Here is a 26,072-nt window from a genome sequence, read left to right as displayed (position 1 = left end):
TCATTTGTCATTTATAAAACACTGAGGACTAAGGACTAGGGACAAATGACTAATTTTTTAAAGGACTTGCGATCGCATCCAAGCTATAGGTAAAGTACGTAACTTTTGCCACTGGGGAACGTAAGCCCTTTGACTGAATACATCGTAATCGTTGCGTTCAATTGCCTCCAAAATCTGCCCGTACAGCATTGATGCTGCCCACACAGGCCAACGGGCATCGGATGCTAAATAAGTAATTCCCCGGTCAGATGTGGTGTAAAATTGACGGGCGCGGTCAATTTGAAAGCGCATTAATGCCCGCCAACGATCATCTACCACACCTTTGAAGAAGTCTTGCTCGCTGTAGTTGAATTTTGCCAAGTCCTCAAGGGGAATGTAGATCCGTCCCCGTTTGGCATCTTCTCCCACATCCCGCAGGATGTTGGTGAGTTGATTAGCAATTCCCAGAGCGATCGCTTCTTCTATGGGAACATAAGGCTGTATATTTTGCCGCCACGGTGCTACATATATGGTGTTATCCACACCCATAACGGATGTTGACATTAAGCCAACAGTGCCAGCAACACGATAGCAGTAGAGGTATAACTCCTCAAAGGTTTCATAACGACTACGATATAAGTCCATACGCTGACCGGCAATCATATCCCGAAATGGTTGAATGTCCATCGGAAAGCGCTGGAGGGTATCAACTAAAGCTACATCGTAATTTTCTAATGGGCGACCCGCAAAAATCGATTCCAGCTGCTGTTCCCATAGGTCTAGGGTTTCTGGCGTGGTAATAGCAGATGCGGGGCCATCCACCAATTCATCTGTACGGCGACACCAAGCGTAAATTGACCAAATAGATTGACGTTTTACCGGACTCATCAGCAAAGTACCCAGGTAAAAAGTCTTGGCATACTTTGCTGTGAGATGCCGACAAAGTTTGTATGACTCGTCTACAGAGACCAGCGTTTTCATGCGCGGCGGGGAATCAGGCAGTTGCAGCATTCGTTGCGGGCGGTCGGGTGAGCGTTTGCAGGTTTGAGGAATTTTCTACCGGGAGGGCCTCAGAAATCGCCTGCGCTGTCAGCTTACCAGAAAGTACGGCACCTTCCATACTGGCTAAGTAGCGTTGCATGGTGTAATCCCCGCTGAGATAGAAGTTACTAATCGGGGTTGTTTGCGAGGGACGGTACTGTTGACGACCAGGGGTCGCTTTGTAAACTGAACGGGGCGTTTTCACCACATGAGATTTCAGCAATGTTGCTGGATTGTCTCCCCCAAAGTGGTCGGGGAAGAGTTTTTCTAACTCGGCAATAGTTGCTGCCACAATCTCCTCATCGGATTTGGCAATCCAATCTTTTGCCGGGGCTAGAACTAATTCCAGCATTGAGCGATTGGGGTTGGCGTATTCACGGCAGGTATTGCTCATATCAGCATAAACGCTGAGGAGGGGCGATCGCGAGAATAGCAAGTGATCAATTTGTGTAAGTTTACGATCAAACCACAAATGCACGTTAATCACAGGTACGCCTTCCAACCCTTCTAGCTTTTGGAAAAACTCCATTTCTTTCCAAGGTGCTGGCAAAATCACCTTCAAAGGGTCAACCGGCATGGCAGATACATACAAATCCGCCGTGAAAACTTCATCTTTTTCCCCATTCAACCCCCGAATCAAGTATCCTTTGACGCTACCATCGGCGTTCAGCAAAATCTCTTTTAAGGGGGCATTCAAGCGGACTTCTCCACCGCCTTCGGTGATGTAATCTACTATGGGCTGACACAATCGTTCTGTGGGTGAACCATCCAGAAAGGCCATTTTCGAGCCGTTTTTTTCCTGGAGGAAACGATTCAGGGCAGTTAAAAGAATGGTTGCCGAAATCTCATCTGGGTCGATGAAGTTCAGCGACTTGGCCATGGCAATAAAAACTTCTTTATTGACTCGTTCTGGAATTTTGTGTTTACGCAGCCAATCTGTCCAGGAATATTTGTCCATTTCTTCAACGTACTTTTGCCCCTGAATCATGACTGGTAATAACCCGATGCCAAAGCGGATTTTTTCTGGCCATGTCAGCATATCGTTGTTTCGCAGAATTGCCACTATACCATTAATTGGTGCCGGCAAATCTGGGAAATCAAAGCGGCTGTAAGTACCTGGTGCATCTGGCTGGTTGAAGATCATTGTGTGTTCTTTCCACTGCAATCGATCTTCAATGTCCAGTTCTTTGAATAACTGCAACATATTGGGATATGCACCAAAAAAGATGTGCAGACCTGTTTCGTACCAGTCTCCATCAGCATCTTTCCACGCGGCCACTTTACCGCCTAGAACGTCTCGACGTTCCAAGACAATGGGTGTGTGACCTGCGTCTGTAAGATATTTCGCGCAGGAAAGCCCTGCTAGTCCCGCTCCCGCGATCGCTACTCGCATGTAACCCTACTGCTCTTCAATATTTCTTAACCGTTTTATCGTTCTCATTATACGTTGCAATCCGTTACATTTGGCAGTTATTGTGCGATCGCTTCCCCAAAAAACTTTTTACAAAGGGAATTTTACCTACACACACCTACCTAAGCAAATTATCAATACCATTGTTGGCAATAGGTTTGAGCAAGCATTTCATCTATCTTTACATAGAGGAAAATCAGACCAACAAAAGTATTTCCTTTGAGTGAAAATAAGGTAATCCCAAATGTGGTCTTAAAGTAGTTGATTTATTTGCTAATTCGTGTATTTGCTTTGAGGAAATATCTGGATTATTGCTTAAAAACTACTTTGAAAACTTTCCGCTTCCCATAAAGGTGTAGGATAAAAGTCTATGTTCTCTAGGTTGAACAACCCAGTTGTTTACCGCCCAACTTATAGGTAAAAGATTTATAGGTAAAAGATTATGAGTGTATCGCAGGAGCTAAAGCGCTTTGGAAATCACCTAATTTTAGGTGTTTCCAGCACGACATTAAGCGATGACGATAAACGCGCACTCAATGAATTGAAACCGATTGGGGTGATCTTTTTCGCTAAAAACTTTTTGGATGGCACACCATATCAGGTTTGGTTGGAAAGCTTCAAGGATTTAAACAGGCAGATACGAGAATATACTGAACGTGATTCCATGTTCATCACCCTGGATCATGAAGGAGGTCGGGTAATTCGTACACCACTACCAATTACTCGCTTTCCTCATGGGTTGGTGGTGCGATCGCACGCTTACGAAGTAGCAAAAGCCACAGCAATAGAGCTTAAATCACTGGGAGTAAATTTATCTTGGGCACCAGTAGCCGATATTTTTTCCCATCCCGACAACCTGGTGATTGGGCCTCGCGCCTTTGGTAACACTCCTGAAACAGCTACTCAAGGTGCGCGTGACTATTACTTTGGACTTCGAGATTCGGGAGTTTTAGGGTGCGCCAAACACTTCCCCGGACATGGGGACACCAGCAAGGACTCTCACATTGAGCTACCAATACTGAATTTAACTCTAGAAGACCTGCGACTTCGAGAACTTATACCCTTCAAAGCTTTAATCGAAGTACAGATTCCTTTGATTATGACTGTCCATATCTTATTTCCCAAGATCGATCCTAATGTACCAGGAACCCTTTCCCAGGCTATCCTCAAAACCATACTTAGAGAGGAACTTGGCTTTGAGGGAGTGGTTGTATCTGATGATTTAGATATGAAAGCTATCTCAGATATGTTTATGAAAACAGGTACTGTAGCGCAGTCATTAAATGCCGGGTGCGATCTATTTATTGTGTCGCGTAATATTAATTCATCATCTATTGAAAGAACTTATCGGATTGCTGAAGATTTTGCTGATTCGCTCAGTAACGGTAGCTTAGATGAAGCAGTGGTAGAGGCAGCTAGAGAAAGAATTGAGAAACTACTAGCAGTAACACCACAATATCCCATATATGCTCTGGATAAAGATGTATTATTGCAACATGCTCAACTAGCGATCGCTAGTTGCTATTCATAACCCAAGTGCATTCAGGTTGCATATTAGCTAATTCTTAATTTTGAATTTTGAATTTTGAATTGTTTAATGGGTGGTATAGGGGTCGAACCTATTTCTGCGAGTTAAAAGCCCGCTGCACAGCCGATATGCCAACCACCCTGGTTAATTTGAAAAAGAAATGAGCAAGTGCGATTTGTAACACCAACTCTAGATATAAATCCACCAGGGAGGTACTGCCCCTCCTATTTCTGTGTTATCAGCACAGCGCCTCACTTTTCGGCTTCAGGTGGAAAAGAGGAAGATGGAGGAATCGAACCCCTACAGTTGCCCATACTCCAAGGTTCAAGCTTGGTTGCCGACCATTCAGCAGCATCTTCCATTCAAGGGTGCCTGACGGGACTTGAACCCGCTATGACTGGTTCCACAAACCAGCGCCTCGACCACTTTGGCTTCAGACACCATCAGTGGAATCAATGGGAATTGAACCCATAACCTCCTGCTTGCAAGGCAGACGCTCTAGCCATTTGAGCTATGACCCCATCAATTAACAATTCAAAATTCAAAATTCAAGACATTTGAGACGGGATTTGTTGGACAAATAAAACAAGCTTGCTCTCACACCTTTTTAGATTTTCAGTTTTGAATCAACAATCCAAAATTTAAAATCTAAAATCTAAAATTTGGTGACGGGGGCAGGAGTCGAACCTGCCGATGTTCAGGTTATAAGCCTGACGAGCCACCGTTGCTCTATCCCCGCATATTCACCAATACCCCTGACTGGATTTGAACCAGCAACCTCTTCGTTCTAGGCGAAGCGCCTCTTCCGTTGGGCTACAAGGGCAAAGTCTGAGTGGCAGGGATTGAACGACCTGGAGTCTCCGAAACTCCCGCGCTCCCATCTGCGCCACACCCAGATATTTTGGTACTCCCGACAGGATTTGAACCTGCAAAAAAACTAGATTCTCGGTCTAGTGCGTCTTCCGTTCCGCCACGAGAGCTTAATACCATTTCACTAAAATTCTGATACAGATCCAAGCCCAGAAACCTTTGCAAAATCTAGATTTCTTAATTTTGAATTTTGAATTTTGAATTTTGAATTGGTATTAGTACCCCTGACAGGATTTGAACCTGCAAAATCTGGACTCTGATTCCAGCACGTATGCCAGTTCCGTCACAGGGGCATATCGGGATGGCAGGATTTGAACCTGCGACTCCATGCTCCCAAAGCATGGCTTCTGGCCACTGAATTACATCCCGTTGGTACTCCTGGTGGGAGTCGAACCCACAACGAAACAGATTTTAAGTCTGCCACCTCTTCCAATTGGGCTACAGGAGCAAAGTTTGGTACTCTTGGTGGGAATCGAACCCACAACTTACCGTTTTTGAGACGGCAGCCTCTTCCAGTTGGGCTACAAGAGCAGAGTTTGGCAGCCCCACCAGGACTCGAACCTGGAATCTTCGCTTTCAAAGGGCGCTATGTTGCCAATTACACCACAGGGCTTTATTGCCAGGGCAGGGTTTGAACCTGCAACCTCATCGTTCAGAGCGATGCGACTTACCAATTCGTCCACCCGGCATCAAATAATTCGTAGTTCGTAATTCGTAATGACGCTCGCGGACTCGCTAACGTAGTTATGTTTTGTGATGGGGATTTCAACCCCGGCTAACATACAAGCCGTTTATAAAAACGTGGGTATAAACCCTTATTTAATTACGAATTACGAATTAGTAATTACGAATTATTGATTGGCTGCCTCAGTAGGACTCGAACCTACAACCGCGCGGTTAACAGCCGCTTGCTCTACCATTGAGCTATGAGGCAACGAAGCCCCCCAGGTCGGAATCGAACCGACGACCTCCTGTTCTTCAGACAGGCGCTAACTACCAACTGAGCTACCGGGGGATAGGAGAAGAGACATGTAACGAGAGTGGAGGGATTTGAACCCTCACGTCTACCCTTCGGGAAGCAAGCTACAGTTTCGTAGACTGAGATGTTATCCAGTTACACCACACTCTCAAAACGGAGAGAACAGGATTTGAACCTGCGACGGATATTAGCTACCCGTTTCCTCTTAGCAGGAGGACGCTTTTAGCCACTCAGCCACCTCTCCATAATGGGTCGAGCAGGATTTGAACCTGCGCGCAAAAAAGAACAGTTTTACAGACTGTCGCCTTCAACCAGACTCGGCCACCGACCCATAATCATTCCCTCGACGAGAATTGAACTCGCATCTGTGCTTTGAAAGAACACTGACTTAACCATTCGTCCACGAGGGCATAATTGAGCGAATTTTAGATTTTAAATTTTAGATTTTGGATTAAAAAATTTAATCTAAAATTGGCAATCTAAAATTCAAAATTGTCTGACACAGGGACTAGGATTTGAACTTAGAACATCGGATTTGGAGTCACGAGATGTTACCGTTACACCATCCCTGCATTTGGTAGCAGTGGCGAGACTTGAACCCGCATCCACCCGGTTATGAGCCAGGGGCTTTACGTTAAGCTACACTGCGGCAGAGGTCAGGGCGGGATTTGAACCCGCGCTAATCGGTTTTGCAGACCAACGCCTTACCAACTTGGCTACCTGACCATTTGGGAGTCCTGACGAGATTCGCACTCGCAATCTTCAGCTTGAGAAACTGACGGCTTAAACTATTCGCCTACAGGGCTACAACCAGGGTGACGGGATTTGTAGCTTGCTTCCCGCAGGGTACCCGCAACATTTCCGCAGACAACGGAACGCTCTAGCCAGTTGAGCTACACCCCGATTTTTTGGTAATCTGTGCCTAAAGCTTGAGGTTTTTAGGCACAAATTTTGTTGGTGAACTTGCCCATTTCTTATTTAGTTTTCAAGGTTCAGATAATTTACTTTTAACTGTGAGAAACTGTTAGCCAAACAACCGAAACTCTAGGTAGCAAACCTGTTGTATATTACGGATGTATTCAGTGGTTTTGATGAGTGCAAATTTAGAACTTTCTTCGTTTATTGCCTCTACTGCCGATGGTTTACAAGTAAAAGCAGCTTTATGAATTGGGGACTTTGGTTGATTCCAACGCCTGTCCTTTAGTTGTATGTAGAACATAACTTTGATTGACTCTTGGGAAGCTTGTCTTTTGCTTCACTACAAATATACTACAAAATACTACAAGAGGTGTCAAGGGGTTTTAGAAAGTTTTTTAAAATTGTCTAGAAAAGCTTCTGTACTTAGATTTGAGCTTGCTAAATCCTCTGAAAAGTCAAACTACAGCTTATGATTGGGTGAGTCTTTAAATGCCTGACGTGATAGACAACTACCTGAAGCGACAAAAGATAATTAGTCTTGTCGCGATCGCCTCTAGTATTACAGCTTGTAGTATGAATCCAGGGATCTCCCCAAAATCGGGGTTGAACCAGCCAGTAAACAAAATCCAGACTGCACAAGTTCAAGAGCCAGCAAAAGGCCAAATTAATGCCCAACTACCGCCATCAGCCCAAGTAGAAAACCCTACCTTTACAGTCCCAGCTAAATTTCAGGGAAAAACAGTTTATAAGGTGCAATCCAGCACTAACGAAAAGGTTATTGCTCTCAGCATTGATGATGGGCCTTGGCCAAAGACAACTCTAGAAATGTTGGACATCCTAAAGCAAAATGATGTTAAAGCCACATTCTTTTGGGTAGGACAAGCTTTACAAGCAAATCCAGACCTAGCCAAGCGTGAAGTAGCCGAGGGACACGCCATTGGCAACCATACTTGGCATCATTGGTATCGGCGAATGGATGAAGCCACAGCCAAGAGTGAAATCGATCGCACATCTGACCTGATTTACAAAACTACAGGAGTCAAAACGTCTCTGTTTCGTCCTCCTGGAGGCTTTTTAAATAACGGACTAGCCGCTTACGCCAAAAGCCAGAAAGACGCTGTAATTATGTGGTCGTTAACTTCTGCTGATACCGATCCTCACGCCAAACCCCAGGCATTTGTAAATAATGTCCTGAAAGGCGCGAAACCTGGTTCTATTGTTTTAATGCATGATGGTGGTGGCGATCGCTACAGAACTGTACAAGCTTTGCCACAAATCATCAGTGGACTCAAACAGCAAGGCTACCGATTTGTGACAATTCCCGAACTACTGCAAATGGCGCAATAAAGGGTGAGAAATTCTCCTCACCTGATTTTAGATTTTAAATTTTGGATTTTGGATTTAGTAATCCAAAATCCGAAATTGAGTGACCCGACTATTTGGTTTATTCACTCATCACAGAAGCACAAGATTGAGCTTCCTGCCAAAGTTTGTGCAAAAAGAACTCAACGCGATCGCTCATAGTGGTGACAAATACACCTACAGAACCCTTAGAACTATCTGATAGCCAAGAACCCCGCAGGGTGACTTCCATATATTCGGCATCGCATGCACAGAGGGCAATGATTTCTCTGTCATCTCTTTTTACCTCAACCCTCAGTACTTCTACTCCTGGCAAATCAACAGGAAGCAAAAAGGAAGCGGTGCTGGGTTCAATGCACAAACTTTGCCCAACTCGCAGGGCTAAAATCACTCGTTGCGCTACCCATTCTTCTAGCGACAGAGTGACACATTCTAAATCAAAACTGCTTTCAGTGTAAGTTAATTTCAGCATTCCTTATGCTCTCCTGTTATTCCAGGTTTGCTTGCATATCTATCCAAAACTGTTCAGCAAAAGAAATCGCGGGGTGAATTGGCGCTTTTGGTTTGGTACGCAGTTGCATACCAGCTTCAAATAAGGTGCGATCGCCTTTACGGGAGTTACATCTTTCACAAGCTGTGACTACGTTATCCCAAGTGTGAGAACCGCCTCTTGATCGCGGCATCACATGATCTAGCGTTAGATGTTTGCCGCTACCGCAATATTGGCAACTGTGATGATCTCGTCGCAATACTTCCCGCCGATTCACTGGCGGAACTTTCCACATCCGCTCATTGGAAGTGATTGTCAAGCGAATATGTTTTGGCACATCAATTACCAAACTGGGTGAGTGAACTTGCCATCCCCTTTCTGTGGTAAAACCCAACGGTTGAGCTTTGTTAGTTACTAACAGCACAATCGCCCGCTTGATATTCACCCGACATAGTGGCAAGTAATTTTGAGAAAACACCACCACAGATTGTTCTAACACTTGCATTGCGATCGCGCCGCGCATGGAAGATATCGTCACAGCTTAACTCCTTATAAAAAAACCCCCGCTTCAAGTTTTCGGTGAAGCGGGGGTTAGAATTGACCGGAAGATTTTCTGGTCTCATATCGGTACAGGATTCCTTTGCCTGTATCCCCCGCTTTGTTGATCTAGTTGTGGTTTTGCAATTAGTGCACTAATGCCTACATACTTATAATCATCATTACCTTCTGTGATTTGCCCATGATTTCGGCTACCATCGCCCATAAATAAATACTCCACTTCCATAGCAGCTGATTCCCAATTGGTTCGGCAATTGGTAGCGCGCAAAATTGAAGTAGAGATGGGGTAAATGGATTTCACAGAAAATTTCACCTATTGAACATTCCTTTAAACATACTACACTTGTATTACTGTCCTGTCTATACCTTTAAGGAGAAAATCTGATGCATACGATCGCACGCACCCCAACCACCGATATGGAAGTTACCAGCATTCGCCTAGAACGGGAACTCAAAGATAAACTCAAAGAAATAGCTGGGAATCAGGGATATCAAGCTCTGATCCGAGATATCCTTTGGAATTATGTCCAGCAAAAATCAGGTGAGTGGAAGCCTCGATTTTCGCGATCCGACATTCGAGCTAGCATCGCTGCCACAGCTCAGCAAGAAGAACGCTGTGTACTTACAGGTCAACTAATCCAACCCCAAGAACCGATGTTGTTAGGACTAACGAGGAATGGCGATATGGTTCCTCTAAGTGTCGAGAGCTTGGCTGGATAAACTTCGTCCATTTTGAAACCTGGAGTAGGCGGGCCGAAAAGCCCGCCACTACCAGCAGGAATCGCAATATGCTCTTACTACTTTAAAAAATATAATTCTGAAAATAGATTGTGGTTTAGTTTTATATTCAGACGAATGCAGCCCAGTTATTAGTAACAAAAACTGGGCTGCATTCAAAATTTAGCAATAACTGCCGCAACCCCTGGTAAGTAAGTATTTAAGCTTTATTCCAAAATTTATCCTACAGCTTGAAAGCAAGACCCTCACGGACTCCCTAGCACCGTTACGCTATCAGTATACGTCTCTGAACAGAATGGCACTAAGTTAACAGGACTTACACAACTGGTTCCCAGCCTCCAGGCTGGGAAACTATTCCTAGAGGCTCCGCCTCCTCTTTCTTAACAAGAGGCAGCAGCCCTCTCGGAATTCGTTCCCATCCTGGAGGCTGGAAACGACGCTACATAAGTCTTTGGGCTTTACAAGCGTACCATTCATCTCTGAACGCAACTGCATCTCGTTGGCGTAGACTCTCGTAGGGAAGAGAAGCCTACACTGCAAGAACAACCTGCTGTTTTTTTGCCTCTTTTACTTCATTGATATTTTACTGAGAGTTACGGAGATCAAAGAGTAGCTTGTTAAACCTACTAGTTTTTTAAAAAAATGTAATAAAGCTTTATAAAGCAAGTTACGTGATTTTACGTGATGTAAAGGGTATTTTTCTGGTAATTCTAGAGAAATTACGGTTTATGTATACTTACAGACAAGATAAAGTTAGTGAATTATTTCAAGTAGAGCAGTTAAAAATAAGCTAACTGAAGCAGTTATAGGATATCTTAAGTATTCTATTACTTATGTATTAATGTAGCAATTTGCTTGATGAAGTGGAACTTTGGCCATCTGAGATAGAAAAGGGCTATAACAGGTGAGAGAAAGTATTCACACAAAATTTGTTAATTATCAGGGTGTAGCAACACAACTAACGGTGAAGAATATGCCAAAAGGTTGGGTGCAAGAACAAAGTGGTTATTATCCGAGGGCGTGCCAAAAATGAAAAAACCTTTATCATCGCCCCTACATTACGTAGATGACATAGATCGACTACAACCTTACCAAGTCAAGCTGATGCAGCATCAGGAAGAACCTGCCCGCGAATTGGTACAAAAAATTAACCAAATCATTGCTAGTAGCTCGGCTACAGCTTTGATGCTGCAAGAGATTGCCCAATTATTAGGAGTTGCTTTTCAAGTAGATTGCTGCTGCTTGGTTTCTGTGGCGGATGAGACATCCGAGGAAGCAACTACTACTAATTGGTGTGCTGATGAGTATTTAGGGCTGCCACACCCAGAAGAAATGTTTTCGATGGAACAGTTGCTGATGCACTCGCCAGTGCTGCAATGTGCTGCCCAACCATTGACGATTGAAGATATTTCGATTATTCAGAACAGTCTGGTAATTGGGTGTCAATATTTGCCACTACCGGTAAAAGCGGTTTTGGCAATTCCGACTCGGTTTGGTGGCAATAATAATGGAGTGATTAATCTGATTAAATTCCAACCTTATGAATGGAGTGAATCAGAAAAACAATTGCTCAAAGAAGTGGAGTCGGCTTGCGCGATCGCTTTTTCTGGAGTGGCACAAGCTCAACAAATTGCCCATCAAGAGCAGTCCCTGCAAAAAAGCCACCAGCATCAAAGTTTGATTAAGCAATTAACTTTATTGAGTCGTAGTAACTTGGAGCTAAATCAAATGCTCCAGTTAGTTATTACCTCCACTGCCGAATCTCTACAGGCAGATCGGGGTTTGCTCATACTGCTGAAATATACAGATCCACTATTTAGGACTCAAGCTAAAAAACAAATCCCCAAAGCGAAAGCTACCGTAATTGGTGAATGGGTAAGGGAAACACGAAATTCTGGTGCTAGTCAACTAGACACCTTAGCTCAGTCTTTCTTAGTTTCAGACTGTGGTTTATGCCAGCGTGCCTTCATCGATTCTGGAAAACCAGTAATCTTCGATGACTATACAGATCAAAACGATACCTTGACAGCTGCTCCATTGTTTGCAGTAGAGAACTTACCTGCGGTACTTTTAGTGCCACTGGAAAGTCAAGGTAAAATTTTAGGATTCTTGGTGCTACAGCAATCTGTGATTCGCAATTGGCAACCAGCAGAATTAAATCTTGTGGAAATGGTTTGCGCTCAAGTGAGTAACGCCATAATTCAGTCACAGACATTGCGCCAAGTGCAAACTTTGGTAGATGATCGGACGGCGAAACTCCAGAATAGTCTGGAACTCTACGCTAAATTGCAGGAAAAAACACGGCAGTATGTTGAGCAACTACAAGAACTCAATGAACTCAAAGATGAATTTTTGAGTAATATGAGCGATCGCCTCCGCTATCCTTTGACAAATATGCTGATGTCAATAAAAAACTTGCGTTTGCCAGGAATAGCACCAGAGCGTCAGGGTAAATATCTAGATATTCTTGAGCAGGAATGTTCAAAGGAAATCAACTTGATTAATGACTTGTTGACACTCCAAAAGCTAGAGTCGCCTCACGAAGCCCCGCAATTAAAATCTATAGATTTAAATACTAGAATTCAGGATATAGCAGCATCTTTTGAGAAAAAACTTGCTGAGAAAGGATTAAAGATTTCTGTAGATTTGCCAGAGGAATCGCTCAAACTGCAAACTGAACTGGAGAGTTTTGACCGCATCCTGCAAGAATTGTTAACGAATGCCTGTAAATATTCAGAGCCTGATACAATAGTTCGCCTTGAAGCTGCTCACCGAGTCGATCAGCAAATCGATCAAGTTATCATGAAGGTGACGAATACAGGACGTGCCATTTCTGAAGAAGAAGCGACCTACATCTTTGATAAATTCCGTCGGGGAAAAGGGCGTTGGACTCCAGGGACTGGCTTGGGACTTGCTTTAGTCAAGTCTTTAGTGCAGCATCTGAATGGAGCGATCGCTGTTGAAAGTCTCCCAATCTCGGATTCTGAACAAAGCGAAATTTGCTTCACCTTGACTCTGCCCCAATTTTCTGACGAAAGCAAACCATAATTCTGAAAGTGACTAAAAAACAGAACACAACAGAGAACCCTGATTTGCAATCTCCCACCGATGACACCAAACTAGAAGGGGATTTGCTTGCTCAGGTAGAAGTTCAAATTGAGAAAATAGCAGAGCGACAGAGGCAAATCAGTGCTAAAGTCCAAATTCCCCATCCAGTGGAGCAAATCTGGAAGGTTCTGACAAATTATGAAGCCTTGCCTGACTTCCTCCCCAACCTCGCCAAGAGTTGCCTAATCGAGCATCCCAATGGTGGGATTCGACTAGAGCAAGTAGGCTCCCAACGCTTACTCAATTTCAAATTTTGTGCGCGGGTAGTTCTAGATTTGGAAGAATGCTTCCCTAAAGCAATTAATTTCCAGATGGTAGAGGGAGATTTTAAAGGCTTTTCTGGTAGCTGGTGCTTAGAGCCTTATTCTTTCGGTGAGAATATCGGAACAAATTTGTCCTACACAATTCAAGTTTGGCCTAAACTCACTATGCCAGTGGGAATTATTGAAAATCGCCTCAGCAAAGATTTGCGGTTAAATCTTTTGGCTATTCACCAACGTGTAGAAGAACTAGCCAGCAAAGAACCGTATGTATAATAACGGTTAAACCATCATTCGGGAATATTCCTGGATGATGGTTTTTGTCAATAAGCCTCAAACTAAAAAGCCTTTGCTTTTTATTATTTTTAAGTACCCCCAGGGGAATTCGAATCCCCGTTACCTCCGTGAAAGGGAGGTGTCCTAGGCCTCTAGACGATGGGGGCATCGGACTCAGACCTTTTATAAGTTAACCAATTTCCTTACCTTTGTCAACAGGTTTTGCCAAAAAAAGTTTGTGGCAGCTAAACTGGGTGGAAGCAAAAGCTGAAAGAGGATACAAAGATATGGAGAGAGATAAAAAAGTCCGTAGATGCTTCTGCGATCGCTCGCAGGGTGCGTTAGCGTTAGGCGCTGGGAATTTTGGGGTATACACAGAGATAAAAAACGCTGAAGACGGCAAGGAACAAAGGGTATGATGTTGTACCCTGTAGAGTTAATATCTACGGTTTTTTTACAAGAGATTTTGAAATAAATCGCTCAAAATCTACAACATGGAAGCATCTTTTGAAATCACCATCCAGATGGCGATCGCTGTCTTTGCAGGTATTAGCGCCCAAGTGCTGGCTGCATACCTTCGTGTACCCAGCATCGTCTTATTATTGCTGTTAGGCATTTTGTTTGGCTCTGATGGTATAGGGCTATTGCATCCCCACGTGCTAGGCACTGGATTGGAAGTTATAGTCGCCCTCGCAACGGCAATCATTTTGTTTGAAGGCGGACTTAACTTGGATCTGCGTGAGTTAGGTAGAGTTTCAGTCAGCCTACAATTGCTCGTCACTCAAGGAACCCTAATTACCCTGATTGGCGGGAGTATGGCTGCTCACTGGCTGGGTGAATTTCCCTGGAACATAGCTTTTCTCTATGCTTCCATAGTCGTGGTGACAGGTCCAACCGTCGTTGGCCCATTGCTCAAACAAATTAATGTAGATCGACAAGTGGCAACACTTTTAGAAGGAGAAGGGGTTTTAATTGACCCTGTAGGGGCTATCCTCGCCTTCGTTGTCCTTGATACGATTTTGAACGGCGATGCTGATCCGATCAATGCGATCGTTGGTTTACTTATACGTCTGGGCGTTGGGGCAGCAATTGGTGGTGCTGGCGGTTATCTGATGAGTTTGATTTTCAAACGCGCCAGTTTTCTGTCATTTGAGCTAAAAAACTTAGTAGTGTTGGCGATACTTTGGAGCCTGTTTACCTTATCGCAAATGATCCGCAGTGAATCGGGGGTAATGACAACAGTAGTTGCAGGGGCAGTCTTTGCTAACTCCTCAGTCCCGGAAGAACGTCTATTACGCAGCTTTAAAGGTCAACTGACAATTCTCAGCGTCTCGGTGCTATTTATCTTATTAGCTGCCGATCTATCCATTGCCAGTGTATTTGCTTTGGGTTGGGGTAGTTTATTCACCGTTTTGGTACTAATGTTTGTCGTTCGCCCGATTAATATCTTGTTGTGTACCTGGAACAGTGATTTAAACTGGCGACAGAAACTATTTTTAAGCTGGGTTGCTCCGAGAGGAATTGTTGCTGCCTCTGTAGCTTCTTTTTTTGCGATTTCGTTGACACAGCGAGGCATTAACGGCGGTGATTCCATCAAAGCTTTAGTATTCTTGACAATTATCATGACTGTTGTTTGTCAAGGGCTAACAGCTGGCTGGGTTGCCAAATGGCTACAAATCACCTCTAAGGACGTAACTGGGGCAGTGATTGTAGGTTGTAATCCCTTGAGTCTTGTGATTGCCCGCTTCTTTCAAGAACGGGGAGAAAACGTGGTAATGATTGATACTGACCCCGAATGTCTTGTACAAGCCGAGGCGCAAAATCTCCGGGTGATTGCCAGTAGTGCGCTGGATGCTGCTGTTTTGGAAGAGGCAGGACTTGCATCTATGGGTACTTTTTTGGCTATGACAAGTAATGGGGAGGTGAATTTTGTTTTGGCTCAACGAGCAGCTGAGGAGTTTAAACCCCCGCGTGTCTTAGCTGTTTTTCCCCGCGATCCGCAAGCGACTACTTCAGCTAGTAATAAAGTTAATCAAGCTTTTATTCCAGACTTAGCGATTAAAACTTGGAATGAATATTTGAATGATGGGCGAGTGAAGTTGGGGACAACTACACTAGATGACTTGGAGTTTTCGACTCAATGCGATCGCATCCAAGAAAAGATTCGGACTGGGATGTTGATACCGCTATTGCTAGAACGAGCAGAACGCTTACAGGTAATGCCAGCCAACCAAGATTGGGAAATTGGCGATCGCATTATTTATCTGTTACATGACCCCAGACCTAGCCTTTTAAAACGCTTATCTGGTGCCACCCAATCCACTCCCCTCTCTCTAGAAAAGTTACCAGAGGTTGAAGACCTATCCCTCGCTCAATTATCTCAACTTTCTACTAGTGAGGCTCCTGGGGGATGAGGGAAACAAGGGAGATGGGGAAGCAGCAGGGGAAGCAGGGGAAGCAGGAGGAGAAAATAACTTTTAACTCCTAACTCCTAACTCCTAACTCAGCACTCAGCACTCAGCACTCAGTACTCAGCTTGCGATTCCTGCCAGAGTAAAGCAGAAAAATGTACTATGGCGAGAATTAGCGTCGCTACTGAAATCAGATAACTGTGGATTGTGTAAAGGTGTTCGACGGTAGTTGTGTTAATCGCTCCACCACCAGTCAGGATTTCGCGCAGTTGCCCACCAATCAAAGGAATGGCTTGGATGGTTCCTAGCTCAATGCTGAAACGCCAGTAACCTTCCTGAGTCCAATCTAAAATCATCGCTGTCCAATCCAGCCCGATCGCACTTAGGGTTAACAAAATTACACTAATCCAAGCAGCCAGCCAACTGTTGCGAAATTGCCGACCTAAAAACATCACCACAATTTGAATGAGAGCGATCGCAATTACCCCGTTACCAGCAATATCATGCGCTCTCCAAAACAACCACCCGTATGGCAGTTGTGTATTAATCATCTTCAATGAGTTATAAGCTCCCCCTGCTGTCGGTTCATAGTAAAAAGACAGCAAAACTCCGGTAGAAATATAAATTAAACACAGAGTCAAAATTACAACTGATAATATCGTTGCTATTCGTCGCAAAATCTGATCGAACTGGGTGCTTTGCATAGCTCACCCCTCCTGTTCTTAACTAAATATTTATTCTTATTACAATTTTAGCTAAGAAATATTAATAAATTTTACTTTTATTATATAAAAATAAAGTTTTTTAAATCAAATATTGCACCCAAGCTTTTAAGGGTTCTGGTGAACCATACCAAATTCCAGGACTTCTGGGAGAATGCCTCACACCTGCAATCACTAGATTTTCTGCCCCCTCTAAATGAGCAGCTTCAATGGGCGTAATCCCATCTCCCCAAGTGTTACCCTTACCACAGGTTAATTGGTAACTACTGTAAGCCAACCAACTACCAGGCCGTCTTTTCCCAAAGATAGTTTTGCCAGCCACACAAACGTAACGAACGTTTTTGTAAAAAGCTCCTGGGTAGTTATTGGTAACAAAATCTAGATTCGAGCGTGTCCAGCGTTCTTGGCTAATATGGGGTGTACCCAAGGTGATGAGACTCGCAACTAAGGGATGCCCTTGCCAGAGAAATGGTTTGACATCACCGCGCGCTAAATAGGGCTTTTCTCCCATATAAATACGGGATATCCAACCTCCGGCTGAGTGACCAATTAAGTTAACTTGAGTAGCATTATGTTGACGTAATATATCCTCGATCGTGCGATCGAGTTGTTGCAAAATCAGTGTTACGGGTCTTACTCCCAGAGTGGGGAGCCAGTCACGCCGCCGCAGTGGGACTGTAACTGTGGGAAAATCTGAATTTTGTAGGGATTGTTCTAGTTGGCGATAAGCGATCGCACTTTCTAGATATCCAGGTAAAATAACTGTCGGTAATGGCATTTGAAGTTTTCGATGCAATGATTGAGGGTTTGAACTTTTTTGACGAAGAAGTAGTCATGATTGGGCAGCTAAAATTGCGATCGCCTGACTCACGCCTTGGGTAAAAAACCAATAGCTTTGGTAAGATTTAAAGCTAGAATTCAATAAAATTGTACAATTTGCAACAGTTTGAGGGGTTGCCGATGTGGTATTATTTTAAAATAGGGCTTAGTCTCGGACAAGCAAGTGTGTCATCTGTTACAGCGTCGTTGACTGAGAAACAGTAGAAAAAACAAGGCAACTTCGGCAGATTGTTTTGATGCATTCCAAGTTGTGCGTTTACTTAAATTTTATAAAACTCCCAGATATTAATTTTAATTGTGTGCGTCATCACAATAAAAAATCAAAAGTAGTGATTTTTCAAATATCTCTTTAGTAGGCTCAAATTTTGAAGATTATGATACAGCGTCATTGATTAATTAAAAACTTGAATAAATGGCAATTTTGGCGTTTTGATTGCCAGCAGAGGAAGTTATTATTTCCTTATGAAGAACGTATCTCTTGCAAGAAATTGCCATGTCACAAAGAGAAAATCGCTAGTCAACTGTAACTGAGTGAGTGAACGATAACAGCTATGTCTTACGTCTCCCTGCTGAAAAATATACCAGATATCTTAAGCCAGCCAATTGGGATAGCAGCTATAGCTTCCCTTGGTATCCACGGTGCGATCGCCATGCTCGTGCCATTGATGCCGATGGAGTCTAACAAGCCCAAAGAAACAGCATCATCTAAAACAGTCGGACTTTTGGAATTGAGCCAAGCCGACCAAAACCGTTTGCCGCAAAGCACACCCCAGATTGGTTTACAACAATTACCGCCAGTCGCCCCACTTGCAGCTCCAAACTTTAGCGGTCAAACTGCATTAACTCCCTTAGCGCCATCACCATCCAGTCAGCTAGTACTGCCTCCACTACCGGCATCATCCAATAACTATCAAGTCTCTTCCTTACCTACAAGGCAGTCTTTGCGGATGATTCCTAGTGATAATTTGCGATTTGATGCGTCTAAGTTTGATAGTTCTAAATTTAATACCAGCGCCAGATTCTCTCAACCAGTGCCTCGTGTGAATGTGGTTCCTCCTGTAAATCTGAATGAGAGCGTTGCCAAATACGAGCCGCCTAAGCCTCTAGCTGTAAATAGGTTGCCAGAATTGCAGTCGCAGCAAATACCTAATGATATTCTGCGGAATGCCCAGCCTCCAATCATATCTGACACGACCCCTGTTGCAACAGGACAGGTAAATACGACTTCGCAGCCAATGACGCAACCAATTAACAATGCGTCGTCTAGAATTGCTCAAAACCCACTAATTAGCTCTCTAAAACAAGCTAGGAATGGGAATACTTTAATCGGAACTAGGGCAAGCACCCTCCAGCCAGCAGATTTATCAGCGAAGGGAACTCAACAGGCAATTGCACAGCTAGACTCTTATGCCAACCTGAGAAAGGAAGTCCAGCAACAATATCCCAACGCTGAACAAAAACCAGTCATTCGCCAAACATTATCCACAAATAAGTCAAATCTTGAAGGTGCTGTTTTGGGCGTGTTGGTGGTAGATCCTGATGGTAAGGTCTTAGATATCAAATTTCAAGACAAGTTAATTTCCCCAGAATTGCAATTAAAAGCAAGGCAATATTTCAACAAGCAATCCCCCAAGGGAGATAAACAGATTAGTTCCTATCCATTTAACCTGCGTTTCCAAAACAGCGCAAGTAATCTTACTGGAACGACTCAAGAGCAAAAGCCCTCGTCATTATCTGCGCCGGGAACCAATAACAATCAGCTTACCCCCTCACCAACAGCTACTTTTAAACCATTACCTAATTTACAAATCAGAAATAACCCGCCTACGTCGTCACCAACAGGTACTCTCAAACCATTAACTGCACCAGACGTTAATGGGAATCAGCCTGAGTTATCACCAGCACCTACTCGCAAACCATTATCGGAACTGCCAATTAAAAATAACCAGGCTTCATCGGCAGCTACTACTTCTGAACCGTTATTGTTGCCGAAAATCAATCAGGGTCAGCCTACAGCCACTGCTGAATCGGATCAAAAATTAGTAGAACAGTTACGCCAAGTCAAGGAAAGCAGACAGTTAAAGTCTAATTCAGAAAATTGATCACCTATTTCCGCAAGGAGGCTCACACTGAACCCAAAGGATCAGTGTCGAGAGGAATTGCGGGGCAAAAACGTCGCCGCGCCTGATAAAGAAGCGGCTACCCTACGAGTTGTCCAACGGAATACTCGTAGGGTATTTTTCCTAATAGCTACATTACCAACCTTGTTCTGCATTTTGAGAAACGTAATTAGCCACCTCTAGAATCTCCTCAGAACTTAACTTGTCTTTAAAGGCTGGCATGGCATTTTTACCATTTTGGACTTGATGGATAATCGCCTGGATTGAGTCGCGATCGTAATTTTCTAGGTATTTTGACAATGCTTCCTTTTTCAAGGTTTTCTGGTTGATAAGGATGTTACCGCCACCGATATGGCAAGAAGCGCAGTTAGCCTCGAAGATTTTAGCACCGTTAGATGTTTCGGCAGCTAGTGCTGGACTAATAAATGTGAATTTGAATAGAGCGATCGCTGACAGTAAAATTAATAAAAGTATTCTCAACAGAATTTCCTCGCAACAAGCCTCCAGCAAGAGTATAAACGCGATTAATCCTTGATTAAGTCAAATTTGATCAAAATTGGCGGTAACTAGTTCACTCCTCCATCGCTACAGATTCTTTAGCGTCTTAGGGAAGCAGATGACTAGTTACCGCCATTTGTGCATTTTGTGCGTCACTCTAGGAGTGTGGCGTGTTACGGTGAGCTAATTTCACTGAGTAATCATCTCGTGTGAAACGCTGGTGTTTCTAGCCTTGGACAGTGATTGTACCAACCATGCCAGCACCACGATGAGGTTCACAGTAGAAGGTGTAGTCGCCAGTAGGTGCGTCTGCTGCAAAGGTGGTTGTTTCCTTTTGGCCAGGACTCATGAGCAACTTCTTATGAGACAGAGATTTAGCTAAATCGGCGCTCTTAGAGGGGTTTTTGGCAGCATCAAACACAACATTATGGGGAGGAACTTTATTGTTCACCCATTCAATTGTGTCACCTGGTTTGATGGTCAACTTTTTCGGTTCAAATGCTAGCAGTCCTTTATCGCTACCCAATTTCACCTTGTAGGTTTCAGCCGAAGCACTGGGAGTAAAAACAGCAAAGCTGCTAACAACTAAAAGGATTGTCAACACAGCTAAACCAAGGCGTCGCCAGCTTGCCGAAATTAATTTCATAGCTCTCTCCTAACAAACAATTTTTTTCCCTTTTTCATTTTAAATAAAATCAACACCAAATATGACAATCTGTCATAGATCAATTTTTTTTTTAAGAATGGAGAGCAATTTATTGCAAAAAGCTGGCTAATCAGTAGTAAATAGGGAATAGGTAATGGGGAGTGGGGAATGGAGAATAAATTCTTCCCAATGCCCTATTCCCAATGCCCTATTCCCAATGCCCAATGATTCAACTCCAGGGTTTAGTAATAGATTTTGCCGCCTCCCCACTTAGTACCAACGATTTTGGGTTGTAAGAGAATATGACCGGCGATCGCTTCCAAGTCATCATCTGTCAGATTTCGCACTGCTGTGAAAATATCTGCGCTTTTGAGACTGGGGTGTATTTCGGAAATTTCTTCTTCCCCGTCGTAAGTAGTGGGATTTTTCAGGTAATCTACTAAGCCTTCAATGTTGTTACGGTTGGGTGTTGCCAGTGCCAAATCCTCTGGAGTGAGTCCGACGTTTTGGTTTGTCTTGGTAACTCCACCAGCATGGCATTGGGCACAAGCGTAATTAAATAAGCGTTTGCCTTCTTTGACTTGTTTAAGGCTGAGTACAACGGTATCACCTTGAGTATTTAAAGGCACTGTTCGGGTAGCTTCGTCTAGTTCCACTGCTGTCGCACTACCGACAAGCAACTGAAACGAGAGTAAAACAGTAGCCACAACAACGCCAATTAGTCTTCTAAACATATTTCCCCTTAAAAATTTTGACGCTCAACACAGCTAAGAATGCGATTCTCAATCTCCAAGCTGCTAATTGCTAATGACTGATTATTTTTTGTCATTAGCTATCAGTTATTAGCCAAAGTTCTGAGATAACCCTTCAGGGGACTTCGCGATCGCCCACCAAGTCGTTAGTACCATTGGGGCGTATTTCAGACGATATTTGGGAAATAATTGCCTTTGCATCTTCTAACGCCAAACGGGTCTTTTGGTGTTTGTAGGCGATTCCCAGTTGGTTGCACAGAGAAAACACTTGTTCTACAGGAATGCTGTAGTCGGCTGCTATCTCTGCGATCGATAGGTCTGCAAAACCCATAATGCTTGTTTACTGATAGATAGAGATTGAGTCGCTGTAATACCAATATCACGTTAGGAGTGCAATTTGTTGCCCAAAATACTGTTTGGGGAATGGGAGGCGAAAGAGAGTAGGGGGCAGGGGGCATACTTCTCTACGAGAGGCTGCGCCAACGACTGCGCTCAGTAACCGGGGAAGCAGGGGAAGCAGGGGAAGAATTTTTAACTTTTGAATAATGACTAATGCCTATTAACCTTTTCCCCCGGTAAAGGTGACGCTTTGAATAAAGTAACGATTAAAAAAGGCATAAATGCCTAAAGCTGGCAGGGTAAAGACCATAGAAGCCGCCATAATGTAGTTCCAATAGCTGATGTATTGACCTTTGAAGGTGTTCAGCCCCAAGGGGAGGGTAAACATTTCTGGGTCAAATAGGATAACTATAGGCAGTAAAAAATTATTCCAACTTCCCATGAATACAAACACTGCCTGTGCTGCTAGTGCTGGTTTTGCTAAAGGTAAGACAATGTGTCGAAAAATTCCAAAAGTATTTAAGCCATCAAGTTGAGCTGCTTCTTCTAGTTCTTTAGGAAAATTAACAAAAAACTGCCGCATCATGAAGATAAAAGTGGCATTCACCATGCTAGGGACAATCATGCCTTGGTAAGAATTCAGCCAGCCGATCGCTTTTAAAATCAAAAATGTCGGGATTAGGGTGATTTGCGCCGGTACTGCTAGTACTGCCAAAATTAGGAAGAACCAAAAGCGCTTACCTACAAAACGCAGTCTCGCCAAGGCATAACCAGCCATTGAATTTAACAATAAGTTTAAAAGCGTGACGCTAACAGCGATCGCTATACTGTTAAACAACCAGCGCCAAAATAGCGGTTCTTGTAAAAAGATTTGTCTGTAATTATCGAAAGTAAAATTTTTGGGGAGAAAGTTGGGTTGGGCGCTGACAATCTCTGTTAGCGGCTTAAATGATGCGGAAAGCGCCCAGAGAAAGGGAATTAGGGTGACGATCGCATAGAGTGTCAGCAAGACGTACAACAAGACTTTAAGCCAGGATAAGCCAGAGATTTTAGTCAAATCCGTTCACCTCCGAAAAGTCGCTGCTGAATCAAAGTAATGGCAATAATCACGGCTGCTAACAAAAATGCGATCGCAGCTGCATATCCCATTTGTAAATTCCGAAACACAGCTTGATAAATTAGCAGCACCACAGTTAAGGTAGCGTTATTTGGCCCGCCAGTACCGCCAGAGAAGATGTAAGACTGGTCAAAAAGTTGAAAAGTACCAATTATCCCCACCGCCACCACAAAGAAGGTTACAGGCCCCAGCAAGGGAAGAGTAATGTGGATAAATTGCTGCCACCCATTTGCACCATCGAGTTCCGCCGCCTCATAAAGTGTTTGGGGTATATCCTGTAACGCCGCCAGATAAATCACCATGAAAAATGGCGCAGTTGACCAAATGTTCATGATCATAATGCCTTTGAGTGCAACTGCTGGATCGCCCAACCAGTTATAAGTAGGTAGCCCCACAAAAGCGAGAAAATCGTTTAGTAGTCCATCGGTGTTATAAATCCACATAAAGATCAGCGTCAGCACTGCTGAAGAAGTGACTGTGGGCAAAAAGTAGAGGATGCGCCACCAGTTTTTACCGCGAATCCCAGAATTCAGAGTTACCGCCAGAATTAAAGCTAAGACGGTTTGAGTTGGCACAACAATGGCTACATAAGCTGCTGTGTTTCTCAAAGCAATCCACACCCTTTCATCTTCAGCTAATCGCGTGAAGTTCCGAAAACCAATGAACTCGTATTCAATACCGCCAAGGAGTTGAACTTTTTGCAGGGAGAGAAAAACGGCGTAGAGAATGGGTAAGACTACAAAAGTTCCCAAAACTAGAATGGTGGGCATCATAAACATATACCCAGCCAAGCCTTCGGTGATATTCCACCTGGGGTTACTCCGCCGCCTGTTGATTTCAAACACTACTGAACCTCCAATTTAATCCCGCACTAACCCGGCTGTAGTGATGGGTAGCGGATGATTATTTATCGTACTCCTGTAGGACTTACGCACAGGTAACGAAAAATCGAACCACAGTAGACGCTTTGCGGCTTCCCGCAGGGTGGCGCAGAGAACACAGAGAAATGAGAGTTTGAGAGATATTTTGCGTAAGTCCTGTCCTGTAGAAAAATATTTAACCTCATTCAATGAGTCTCTACCTTTGGTAAGCGCAGATCAAAGCGGCGAGTCAAAAGACGTTGCTTGTGTGAGTTATCTGGATATGTAACTTAGGGAACTATATATTTAGTTTCCTTGGGGATGCTAATTAACCCTACTTAAGCAATAGGACACAAAATGTCATATACAGCCTACTTACGTTCAATTAAAAATAAACTCCAGAGAACTGGTAAAACTCAAAAAAACCTCCGAGTCAAAACTATCATAGAACAGTTTGGCTATCAGCGTAGAAGTCAATCATTCATAGATGATTTTAATACTGCTCTTGATGAATTGGGGCTTTGTGCAAATCCTCGGTTAGATTTGCATATTCCATTAGATACAAAAATAGCTATTTCTATTCAAGGTGTAGAACCAATAAATCAAGTTGCTGAATCTCAATCAATTTCAGCCAAATTAAGAGAGTCAATTTCAGTCAAACATGATTTCTTCTACTACTTATTTGATTTTGGCTCTGAACAAGAATATGAACGATTTCAAGCCTGTTTAGATTCTCAGCAGCCAGTAAGTATTTTTTTGATTCCACAAGTAGAAGATTTCTTCTGTGATATTGTTGTCAAAATCTTTAATTATGAATTAATTAGAAAATATCAGTATAGAGGTTCTGATAGTACGCCCATAGCTGCCACTAAGAAAATTCCGACAAGTATTGCCTCAGAGCAAGATTGTAAAGATGAACAAGAAAATCCTATCTCTGTTGCTGGTATCTTTCAGTTTCATCGCTCAACCATGACCAGCATTATACTTGGTAACACTGGTTTAGAGTTGCTTGATTCTGAAAAATTCGATCAACAATTTGAACAGATATCTCTATATGCCAATAAATATAATTCTGAACAGTCTTTTATTTTATTTCATTGTCCATCAGCATTAGAAATCCAAGCTCATCAGCAAGAAGATGCTTTCGGATACTTGGTAGATAGAGTTGCTAGTAAAATTCCTTTTACTTTTACTCTCAGGTGTAAATACCCAAATGAAGCCTCTATTGAATATAAAGAGGAAGTGTACGCCCATTTCCGTCTCTTGCTGGAACTTCCATATTATGAAATAGAGGAAGATGATGCATCTTTGCAAGATTACTTTGTAGAATTACAAAAGGCTCAAATACAAGCCGAGTCTCAGTTATTGCTGAAGATGAAAAGCGAACATTTTTATACTCTGAAGTGGCAGCAAGAAAGTAAAGAATATATTTATCTCAAGTATTTTGCGATTAAAACGTTGGAAAGTCTAGGATATGGATTGTCTAATATCATCTGTGAAGTTGAGTTAACTTCTAGGGATGAAGAAACAATCGATGAAGATACATCAGATGATGATGAAGAATACCAAAATGAAATTATAGAAGTATATGTAAAAAATCAGGTAGTGGTTGAGATAGAAACTCTCAAATACCAAGAATTTCAAGATAATAATCTCTTCTTAGATTCAATTAAAAGAGTTTTGAGAAAATCAAAAGTATGGCCAAATCAGCTAGAAAGTCTTTGGTTGGTAATTCCTGGTTTTGAGATAGCACGCAACTATTACCAACTGAAAAAAGCTAAGGAAATATTAGAATATAAGTTTTCAGGATATTATGGCGATCGCTTCCAGGTTGTCATCATGGCTCCTGATTATGAAAAACACCAATTAGTCCCAGTATCGTTTGACTCTATCGACTACCCATCTTTTGAGTATGTGGCTAAAAAGCCTAGTTTAATACAGGCATATCCAATTACTAATCGTATCAAAGAATTTAAGCTTGACTTTAGCCAAGTACAAGGGTTAAACGAAGAAAAAGAAAAACTAACTAGACTCCTGAAGCTGCAATCTAAAGGATATAAGAGTTCAATTGGTGGAATTCTTTTCTATGGCTTGCCGGGATGTGGTAAAACTCTACTAGCAAATGCCTTTGCTAATGAATCTGGGAGATATTTCTTTAAGTTCTCTCCTGCTGATATTGTCAGTGTTTGGATAGGGCAAAGTCAAAAGAATATTCGAGATATCTTTGCTCAAGCTAAGAAAAAATCTCC

24 protein-coding genes and 25 tRNA genes are annotated in these 26,072 nt (G+C 43.0%); 9 read left to right on the top strand and 40 right to left on the bottom strand.

Annotated elements, in window-relative coordinates:
* Positions 1–57: 57 nt before the first annotated feature.
* Positions 58–990 carry a 15-cis-phytoene synthase CrtB gene (gene crtB / locus HWQ37_RS05020; protein WP_292744535.1) on the bottom strand — a complete coding sequence of 311 codons (933 nt, stop codon included), beginning with the start codon at positions 988–990 and terminating at the stop codon, positions 58–60.
* Positions 974–2,413, bottom strand: coding sequence for a 15-cis-phytoene desaturase (gene pds, locus HWQ37_RS05015; RefSeq protein WP_292744532.1), 1,440 nt, complete (start codon positions 2,411–2,413; stop codon positions 974–976). Before pds ends, crtB begins: the two co-directional genes overlap by 17 nt.
* Positions 2,414–2,873: 460 nt before the next feature.
* On the opposite strand from pds, the gene HWQ37_RS05010 reads away from it, so the two are divergent.
* The gene (locus HWQ37_RS05010) at positions 2,874–3,962 is read left to right on the top strand and encodes a glycoside hydrolase family 3 N-terminal domain-containing protein (RefSeq protein ID WP_292744529.1); all 1,089 of its coding nucleotides are present in this window, start codon (positions 2,874–2,876) and stop codon (positions 3,960–3,962) included.
* A 67-nt stretch (positions 3,963–4,029) separates the two neighbouring features.
* Here HWQ37_RS05010 and HWQ37_RS05005 read toward each other — a convergent pair.
* The 25 genes from HWQ37_RS05005 to HWQ37_RS04885 form a co-directional block, all read right to left on the bottom strand.
* A tRNA-Lys gene (locus tag HWQ37_RS05005) sits at positions 4,030–4,100 on the bottom strand.
* A 136-nt stretch (positions 4,101–4,236) separates the two neighbouring features.
* Positions 4,237–4,319, bottom strand: a tRNA-Ser gene (locus HWQ37_RS05000).
* A 7-nt stretch (positions 4,320–4,326) separates the two neighbouring features.
* Positions 4,327–4,400: transfer RNA gene (locus tag HWQ37_RS04995), tRNA-His, on the bottom strand.
* Between the two features lie 6 nt (positions 4,401–4,406).
* Positions 4,407–4,480, bottom strand: a tRNA-Ala gene (locus tag HWQ37_RS04990).
* Positions 4,481–4,622: 142 nt separating this feature from the next.
* Positions 4,623–4,698, bottom strand: a tRNA-Ile gene (locus tag HWQ37_RS04985).
* An 11-nt stretch (positions 4,699–4,709) separates the two neighbouring features.
* Positions 4,710–4,782, bottom strand: a tRNA-Leu gene (locus tag HWQ37_RS04980).
* Between the two features lie 79 nt (positions 4,783–4,861).
* A tRNA-Leu gene (locus tag HWQ37_RS04975) sits at positions 4,862–4,939 on the bottom strand.
* A gap of 109 nt (positions 4,940–5,048) precedes the next feature.
* Positions 5,049–5,122 (bottom strand) — tRNA-Leu (locus HWQ37_RS04970).
* 3 nt (positions 5,123–5,125) lie between these two features.
* Positions 5,126–5,198, bottom strand: a tRNA-Pro gene (locus HWQ37_RS04965).
* A gap of 1 nt (position 5,199) precedes the next feature.
* Positions 5,200–5,277: transfer RNA gene (locus HWQ37_RS04960), tRNA-Leu, on the bottom strand.
* A 6-nt stretch (positions 5,278–5,283) separates the two neighbouring features.
* Positions 5,284–5,360, bottom strand: a tRNA-Leu gene (locus HWQ37_RS04955).
* A gap of 6 nt (positions 5,361–5,366) precedes the next feature.
* Positions 5,367–5,442: transfer RNA gene (locus HWQ37_RS04950), tRNA-Gln, on the bottom strand.
* A gap of 3 nt (positions 5,443–5,445) precedes the next feature.
* Positions 5,446–5,518: transfer RNA gene (locus HWQ37_RS04945), tRNA-Gln, on the bottom strand.
* A gap of 170 nt (positions 5,519–5,688) precedes the next feature.
* Positions 5,689–5,763, bottom strand: a tRNA-Asn gene (locus HWQ37_RS04940).
* Positions 5,764–5,769: 6 nt separating this feature from the next.
* Positions 5,770–5,844, bottom strand: a tRNA-Phe gene (locus HWQ37_RS04935).
* Positions 5,845–5,864: 20 nt separating this feature from the next.
* Positions 5,865–5,958, bottom strand: a tRNA-Arg gene (locus HWQ37_RS04930).
* Between the two features lie 4 nt (positions 5,959–5,962).
* A tRNA-Ser gene (locus HWQ37_RS04925) sits at positions 5,963–6,052 on the bottom strand.
* A 4-nt stretch (positions 6,053–6,056) separates the two neighbouring features.
* Positions 6,057–6,139: transfer RNA gene (locus HWQ37_RS04920), tRNA-Tyr, on the bottom strand.
* Positions 6,140–6,146: 7 nt separating this feature from the next.
* Positions 6,147–6,217, bottom strand: a tRNA-Glu gene (locus HWQ37_RS04915).
* 91 nt (positions 6,218–6,308) lie between these two features.
* Positions 6,309–6,380, bottom strand: a tRNA-Trp gene (locus tag HWQ37_RS04910).
* Positions 6,381–6,383: 3 nt separating this feature from the next.
* Positions 6,384–6,457 (bottom strand) — tRNA-Ile (locus HWQ37_RS04905).
* A 4-nt stretch (positions 6,458–6,461) separates the two neighbouring features.
* A tRNA-Cys gene (locus HWQ37_RS04900) sits at positions 6,462–6,534 on the bottom strand.
* A gap of 3 nt (positions 6,535–6,537) precedes the next feature.
* A tRNA-Glu gene (locus HWQ37_RS04895) sits at positions 6,538–6,614 on the bottom strand.
* 4 nt (positions 6,615–6,618) lie between these two features.
* Positions 6,619–6,711: transfer RNA gene (locus HWQ37_RS04890), tRNA-Asp, on the bottom strand.
* Positions 6,712–6,832: 121 nt separating this feature from the next.
* On the bottom strand, positions 6,833–7,027 hold the full coding sequence (locus HWQ37_RS04885; RefSeq protein WP_292744527.1) for a hypothetical protein: 195 nt from the start codon (positions 7,025–7,027) through the stop codon (positions 6,833–6,835).
* 188 nt (positions 7,028–7,215) lie between these two features.
* Between HWQ37_RS04885 and HWQ37_RS04880 the strand changes: the two genes are divergently transcribed.
* Positions 7,216–8,073: a polysaccharide deacetylase family protein gene (locus HWQ37_RS04880; protein WP_292744525.1), complete on the top strand. Its 858-nt coding sequence runs from the start codon at positions 7,216–7,218 to the stop codon at positions 8,071–8,073.
* Positions 8,074–8,170: 97 nt separating this feature from the next.
* Here the strand turns inward: HWQ37_RS04880 and HWQ37_RS04875 are convergent, their stop codons facing one another.
* The 3 genes from HWQ37_RS04875 to HWQ37_RS04865 all read right to left on the bottom strand — a co-directional run bounded on the left by HWQ37_RS04875 (position 8,171) and on the right by HWQ37_RS04865 (position 9,449).
* On the bottom strand, positions 8,171–8,560 hold the full coding sequence (locus HWQ37_RS04875) for an alr0857 family protein (RefSeq protein ID WP_292744522.1): 390 nt from the start codon (positions 8,558–8,560) through the stop codon (positions 8,171–8,173).
* Positions 8,561–8,576: 16 nt separating this feature from the next.
* The gene (locus HWQ37_RS04870; protein WP_465249667.1) at positions 8,577–9,083 is read right to left on the bottom strand and encodes an HNH endonuclease; all 507 of its coding nucleotides are present in this window, start codon (positions 9,081–9,083) and stop codon (positions 8,577–8,579) included.
* A gap of 114 nt (positions 9,084–9,197) precedes the next feature.
* Positions 9,198–9,449 (bottom strand): hypothetical protein, encoded by a 252-nt coding sequence (locus tag HWQ37_RS04865; protein ID WP_292744520.1) that lies wholly within the window; start codon positions 9,447–9,449, stop codon positions 9,198–9,200.
* A 71-nt stretch (positions 9,450–9,520) separates the two neighbouring features.
* Here HWQ37_RS04865 and HWQ37_RS04860 point away from each other — a divergent pair, with 71 nt between their 5' ends.
* The 3 genes from HWQ37_RS04860 to HWQ37_RS04850 all read left to right on the top strand — a co-directional run bounded on the left by HWQ37_RS04860 (position 9,521) and on the right by HWQ37_RS04850 (position 13,518).
* Positions 9,521–9,856: a ribbon-helix-helix domain-containing protein gene (locus HWQ37_RS04860; RefSeq protein WP_094347436.1), complete on the top strand. Its 336-nt coding sequence runs from the start codon at positions 9,521–9,523 to the stop codon at positions 9,854–9,856.
* 1,047 nt (positions 9,857–10,903) lie between these two features.
* Positions 10,904–12,922 (top strand): GAF domain-containing sensor histidine kinase, encoded by a 2,019-nt coding sequence (locus tag HWQ37_RS04855; protein WP_292744517.1) that lies wholly within the window; start codon positions 10,904–10,906, stop codon positions 12,920–12,922.
* 8 nt (positions 12,923–12,930) lie between these two features.
* Positions 12,931–13,518 (top strand): SRPBCC family protein, encoded by a 588-nt coding sequence (locus HWQ37_RS04850; RefSeq protein WP_292744514.1) that lies wholly within the window; start codon positions 12,931–12,933, stop codon positions 13,516–13,518.
* A 94-nt stretch (positions 13,519–13,612) separates the two neighbouring features.
* Here HWQ37_RS04850 and HWQ37_RS04845 read toward each other — a convergent pair.
* Positions 13,613–13,685, bottom strand: a tRNA-Glu gene (locus HWQ37_RS04845).
* A 42-nt stretch (positions 13,686–13,727) separates the two neighbouring features.
* On the opposite strand from HWQ37_RS04845, the gene HWQ37_RS04840 reads away from it, so the two are divergent.
* Positions 13,728–13,937: a hypothetical protein gene (locus tag HWQ37_RS04840; protein ID WP_292744512.1), complete on the top strand. Its 210-nt coding sequence runs from the start codon at positions 13,728–13,730 to the stop codon at positions 13,935–13,937.
* 75 nt (positions 13,938–14,012) lie between these two features.
* Entirely contained in the window at positions 14,013–15,932 is a 1,920-nt protein-coding gene (locus HWQ37_RS04835; RefSeq protein WP_292744509.1) for a cation:proton antiporter, read from the top strand.
* 110 nt (positions 15,933–16,042) lie between these two features.
* Here HWQ37_RS04835 and HWQ37_RS04830 read toward each other — a convergent pair whose 3' ends face one another.
* Entirely contained in the window at positions 16,043–16,633 is a 591-nt protein-coding gene (locus HWQ37_RS04830) for a cytochrome b N-terminal domain-containing protein (RefSeq protein WP_292744506.1), read from the bottom strand.
* A 100-nt stretch (positions 16,634–16,733) separates the two neighbouring features.
* Positions 16,734–17,429 carry an esterase/lipase family protein gene (locus HWQ37_RS04825; RefSeq protein WP_292744503.1) on the bottom strand — a complete coding sequence of 232 codons (696 nt, stop codon included), beginning with the start codon at positions 17,427–17,429 and terminating at the stop codon, positions 16,734–16,736.
* 613 nt (positions 17,430–18,042) lie between these two features.
* Between HWQ37_RS04825 and HWQ37_RS04820 the strand changes: the two genes are divergently transcribed.
* Positions 18,043–19,593, top strand: a complete 1,551-nt coding sequence (locus HWQ37_RS04820) for a hypothetical protein (protein ID WP_292744501.1) — start codon at positions 18,043–18,045, stop codon at positions 19,591–19,593.
* Positions 19,594–19,746: 153 nt separating this feature from the next.
* Here the strand turns inward: HWQ37_RS04820 and petJ are convergent, their stop codons facing one another.
* The 7 genes from petJ to HWQ37_RS04785 all read right to left on the bottom strand — a co-directional run bounded on the left by petJ (position 19,747) and on the right by HWQ37_RS04785 (position 24,033).
* Positions 19,747–20,091, bottom strand: a complete 345-nt coding sequence (petJ, locus tag HWQ37_RS04815; protein ID WP_292744498.1) for a cytochrome c6 PetJ — start codon at positions 20,089–20,091, stop codon at positions 19,747–19,749.
* A 244-nt stretch (positions 20,092–20,335) separates the two neighbouring features.
* Positions 20,336–20,755 (bottom strand): plastocyanin, encoded by a 420-nt coding sequence (gene petE / locus HWQ37_RS04810; RefSeq protein ID WP_292744496.1) that lies wholly within the window; start codon positions 20,753–20,755, stop codon positions 20,336–20,338.
* 242 nt (positions 20,756–20,997) lie between these two features.
* Positions 20,998–21,489: a photosystem II cytochrome c-550 gene (gene psbV, locus HWQ37_RS04805; protein ID WP_292722467.1), complete on the bottom strand. Its 492-nt coding sequence runs from the start codon at positions 21,487–21,489 to the stop codon at positions 20,998–21,000.
* Between the two features lie 133 nt (positions 21,490–21,622).
* A complete protein-coding gene (locus HWQ37_RS04800) occupies positions 21,623–21,838 on the bottom strand; it encodes a hypothetical protein (protein WP_292744493.1) in 216 nt (71 codons plus the stop codon).
* A 228-nt stretch (positions 21,839–22,066) separates the two neighbouring features.
* Entirely contained in the window at positions 22,067–22,903 is an 837-nt protein-coding gene (locus HWQ37_RS04795; protein ID WP_292744491.1) for a carbohydrate ABC transporter permease, read from the bottom strand.
* Entirely contained in the window at positions 22,900–23,808 is a 909-nt protein-coding gene (locus HWQ37_RS04790; protein WP_292744488.1) for a carbohydrate ABC transporter permease, read from the bottom strand. The genes HWQ37_RS04795 and HWQ37_RS04790 overlap by 4 nt, the downstream gene beginning before the upstream one ends.
* Positions 23,809–23,823: 15 nt before the next feature.
* On the bottom strand, positions 23,824–24,033 hold the full coding sequence (locus tag HWQ37_RS04785; protein WP_292744486.1) for a hypothetical protein: 210 nt from the start codon (positions 24,031–24,033) through the stop codon (positions 23,824–23,826).
* A gap of 147 nt (positions 24,034–24,180) precedes the next feature.
* On the opposite strand from HWQ37_RS04785, the gene HWQ37_RS04780 reads away from it, so the two are divergent.
* Positions 24,181–26,072 (top strand): AAA family ATPase (locus HWQ37_RS04780; protein ID WP_292744483.1); only part of this gene is annotated, 1,892 nt, incomplete at its 3' end.

The organism is Nostoc sp. NMS4 (assembly GCF_017115095.1).
Taxonomy (GTDB): Bacteria; Cyanobacteriota; Cyanobacteriia; order Cyanobacteriales; family Nostocaceae; genus Nostoc.
This window is presented reverse-complemented; position numbering and strand designations above follow the sequence as displayed.

Bases quoted from the DNA above. Each gene is read 5' to 3' on its own strand.
- HWQ37_RS04860 (WP_094347436.1), top strand. From the start codon at position 9,521: ATGCATACGATCGCACGCACCCCAACCACCGATATGGAAGTTACCAGC.
- HWQ37_RS05010 (WP_292744529.1), top strand. From the start codon at position 2,874: ATGAGTGTATCGCAGGAGCTAAAGCGCTTTGGAAATCACCTAATTTTA.
- pds (WP_292744532.1), bottom strand. From the start codon at position 2,413: ATGCGAGTAGCGATCGCGGGAGCGGGACTAGCAGGGCTTTCCTGCGCG.
- HWQ37_RS04820 (WP_292744501.1), top strand. From the start codon at position 18,043: ATGTCTTACGTCTCCCTGCTGAAAAATATACCAGATATCTTAAGCCAG.
- HWQ37_RS04825 (WP_292744503.1), bottom strand. From the start codon at position 17,429: ATGCCATTACCGACAGTTATTTTACCTGGATATCTAGAAAGTGCGATC.
- HWQ37_RS04870 (WP_465249667.1), bottom strand. From the start codon at position 9,083: ATGCAAGTGTTAGAACAATCTGTGGTGGTGTTTTCTCAAAATTACTTG.
- HWQ37_RS04800 (WP_292744493.1), bottom strand. From the start codon at position 21,838: ATGGGTTTTGCAGACCTATCGATCGCAGAGATAGCAGCCGACTACAGC.
- HWQ37_RS04885 (WP_292744527.1), bottom strand. From the start codon at position 7,027: ATGTTCTACATACAACTAAAGGACAGGCGTTGGAATCAACCAAAGTCC.
- HWQ37_RS04880 (WP_292744525.1), top strand. From the start codon at position 7,216: ATGCCTGACGTGATAGACAACTACCTGAAGCGACAAAAGATAATTAGT.
- HWQ37_RS04855 (WP_292744517.1), top strand. From the start codon at position 10,904: ATGAAAAAACCTTTATCATCGCCCCTACATTACGTAGATGACATAGAT.
- petE (WP_292744496.1), bottom strand. From the start codon at position 20,755: ATGAAATTAATTTCGGCAAGCTGGCGACGCCTTGGTTTAGCTGTGTTG.
- HWQ37_RS04875 (WP_292744522.1), bottom strand. From the start codon at position 8,560: ATGCTGAAATTAACTTACACTGAAAGCAGTTTTGATTTAGAATGTGTC.
- psbV (WP_292722467.1), bottom strand. From the start codon at position 21,489: ATGTTTAGAAGACTAATTGGCGTTGTTGTGGCTACTGTTTTACTCTCG.
- crtB (WP_292744535.1), bottom strand. From the start codon at position 990: ATGCTGCAACTGCCTGATTCCCCGCCGCGCATGAAAACGCTGGTCTCT.
- HWQ37_RS04835 (WP_292744509.1), top strand. From the start codon at position 14,013: ATGGAAGCATCTTTTGAAATCACCATCCAGATGGCGATCGCTGTCTTT.
- HWQ37_RS04830 (WP_292744506.1), bottom strand. From the start codon at position 16,633: ATGCAAAGCACCCAGTTCGATCAGATTTTGCGACGAATAGCAACGATA.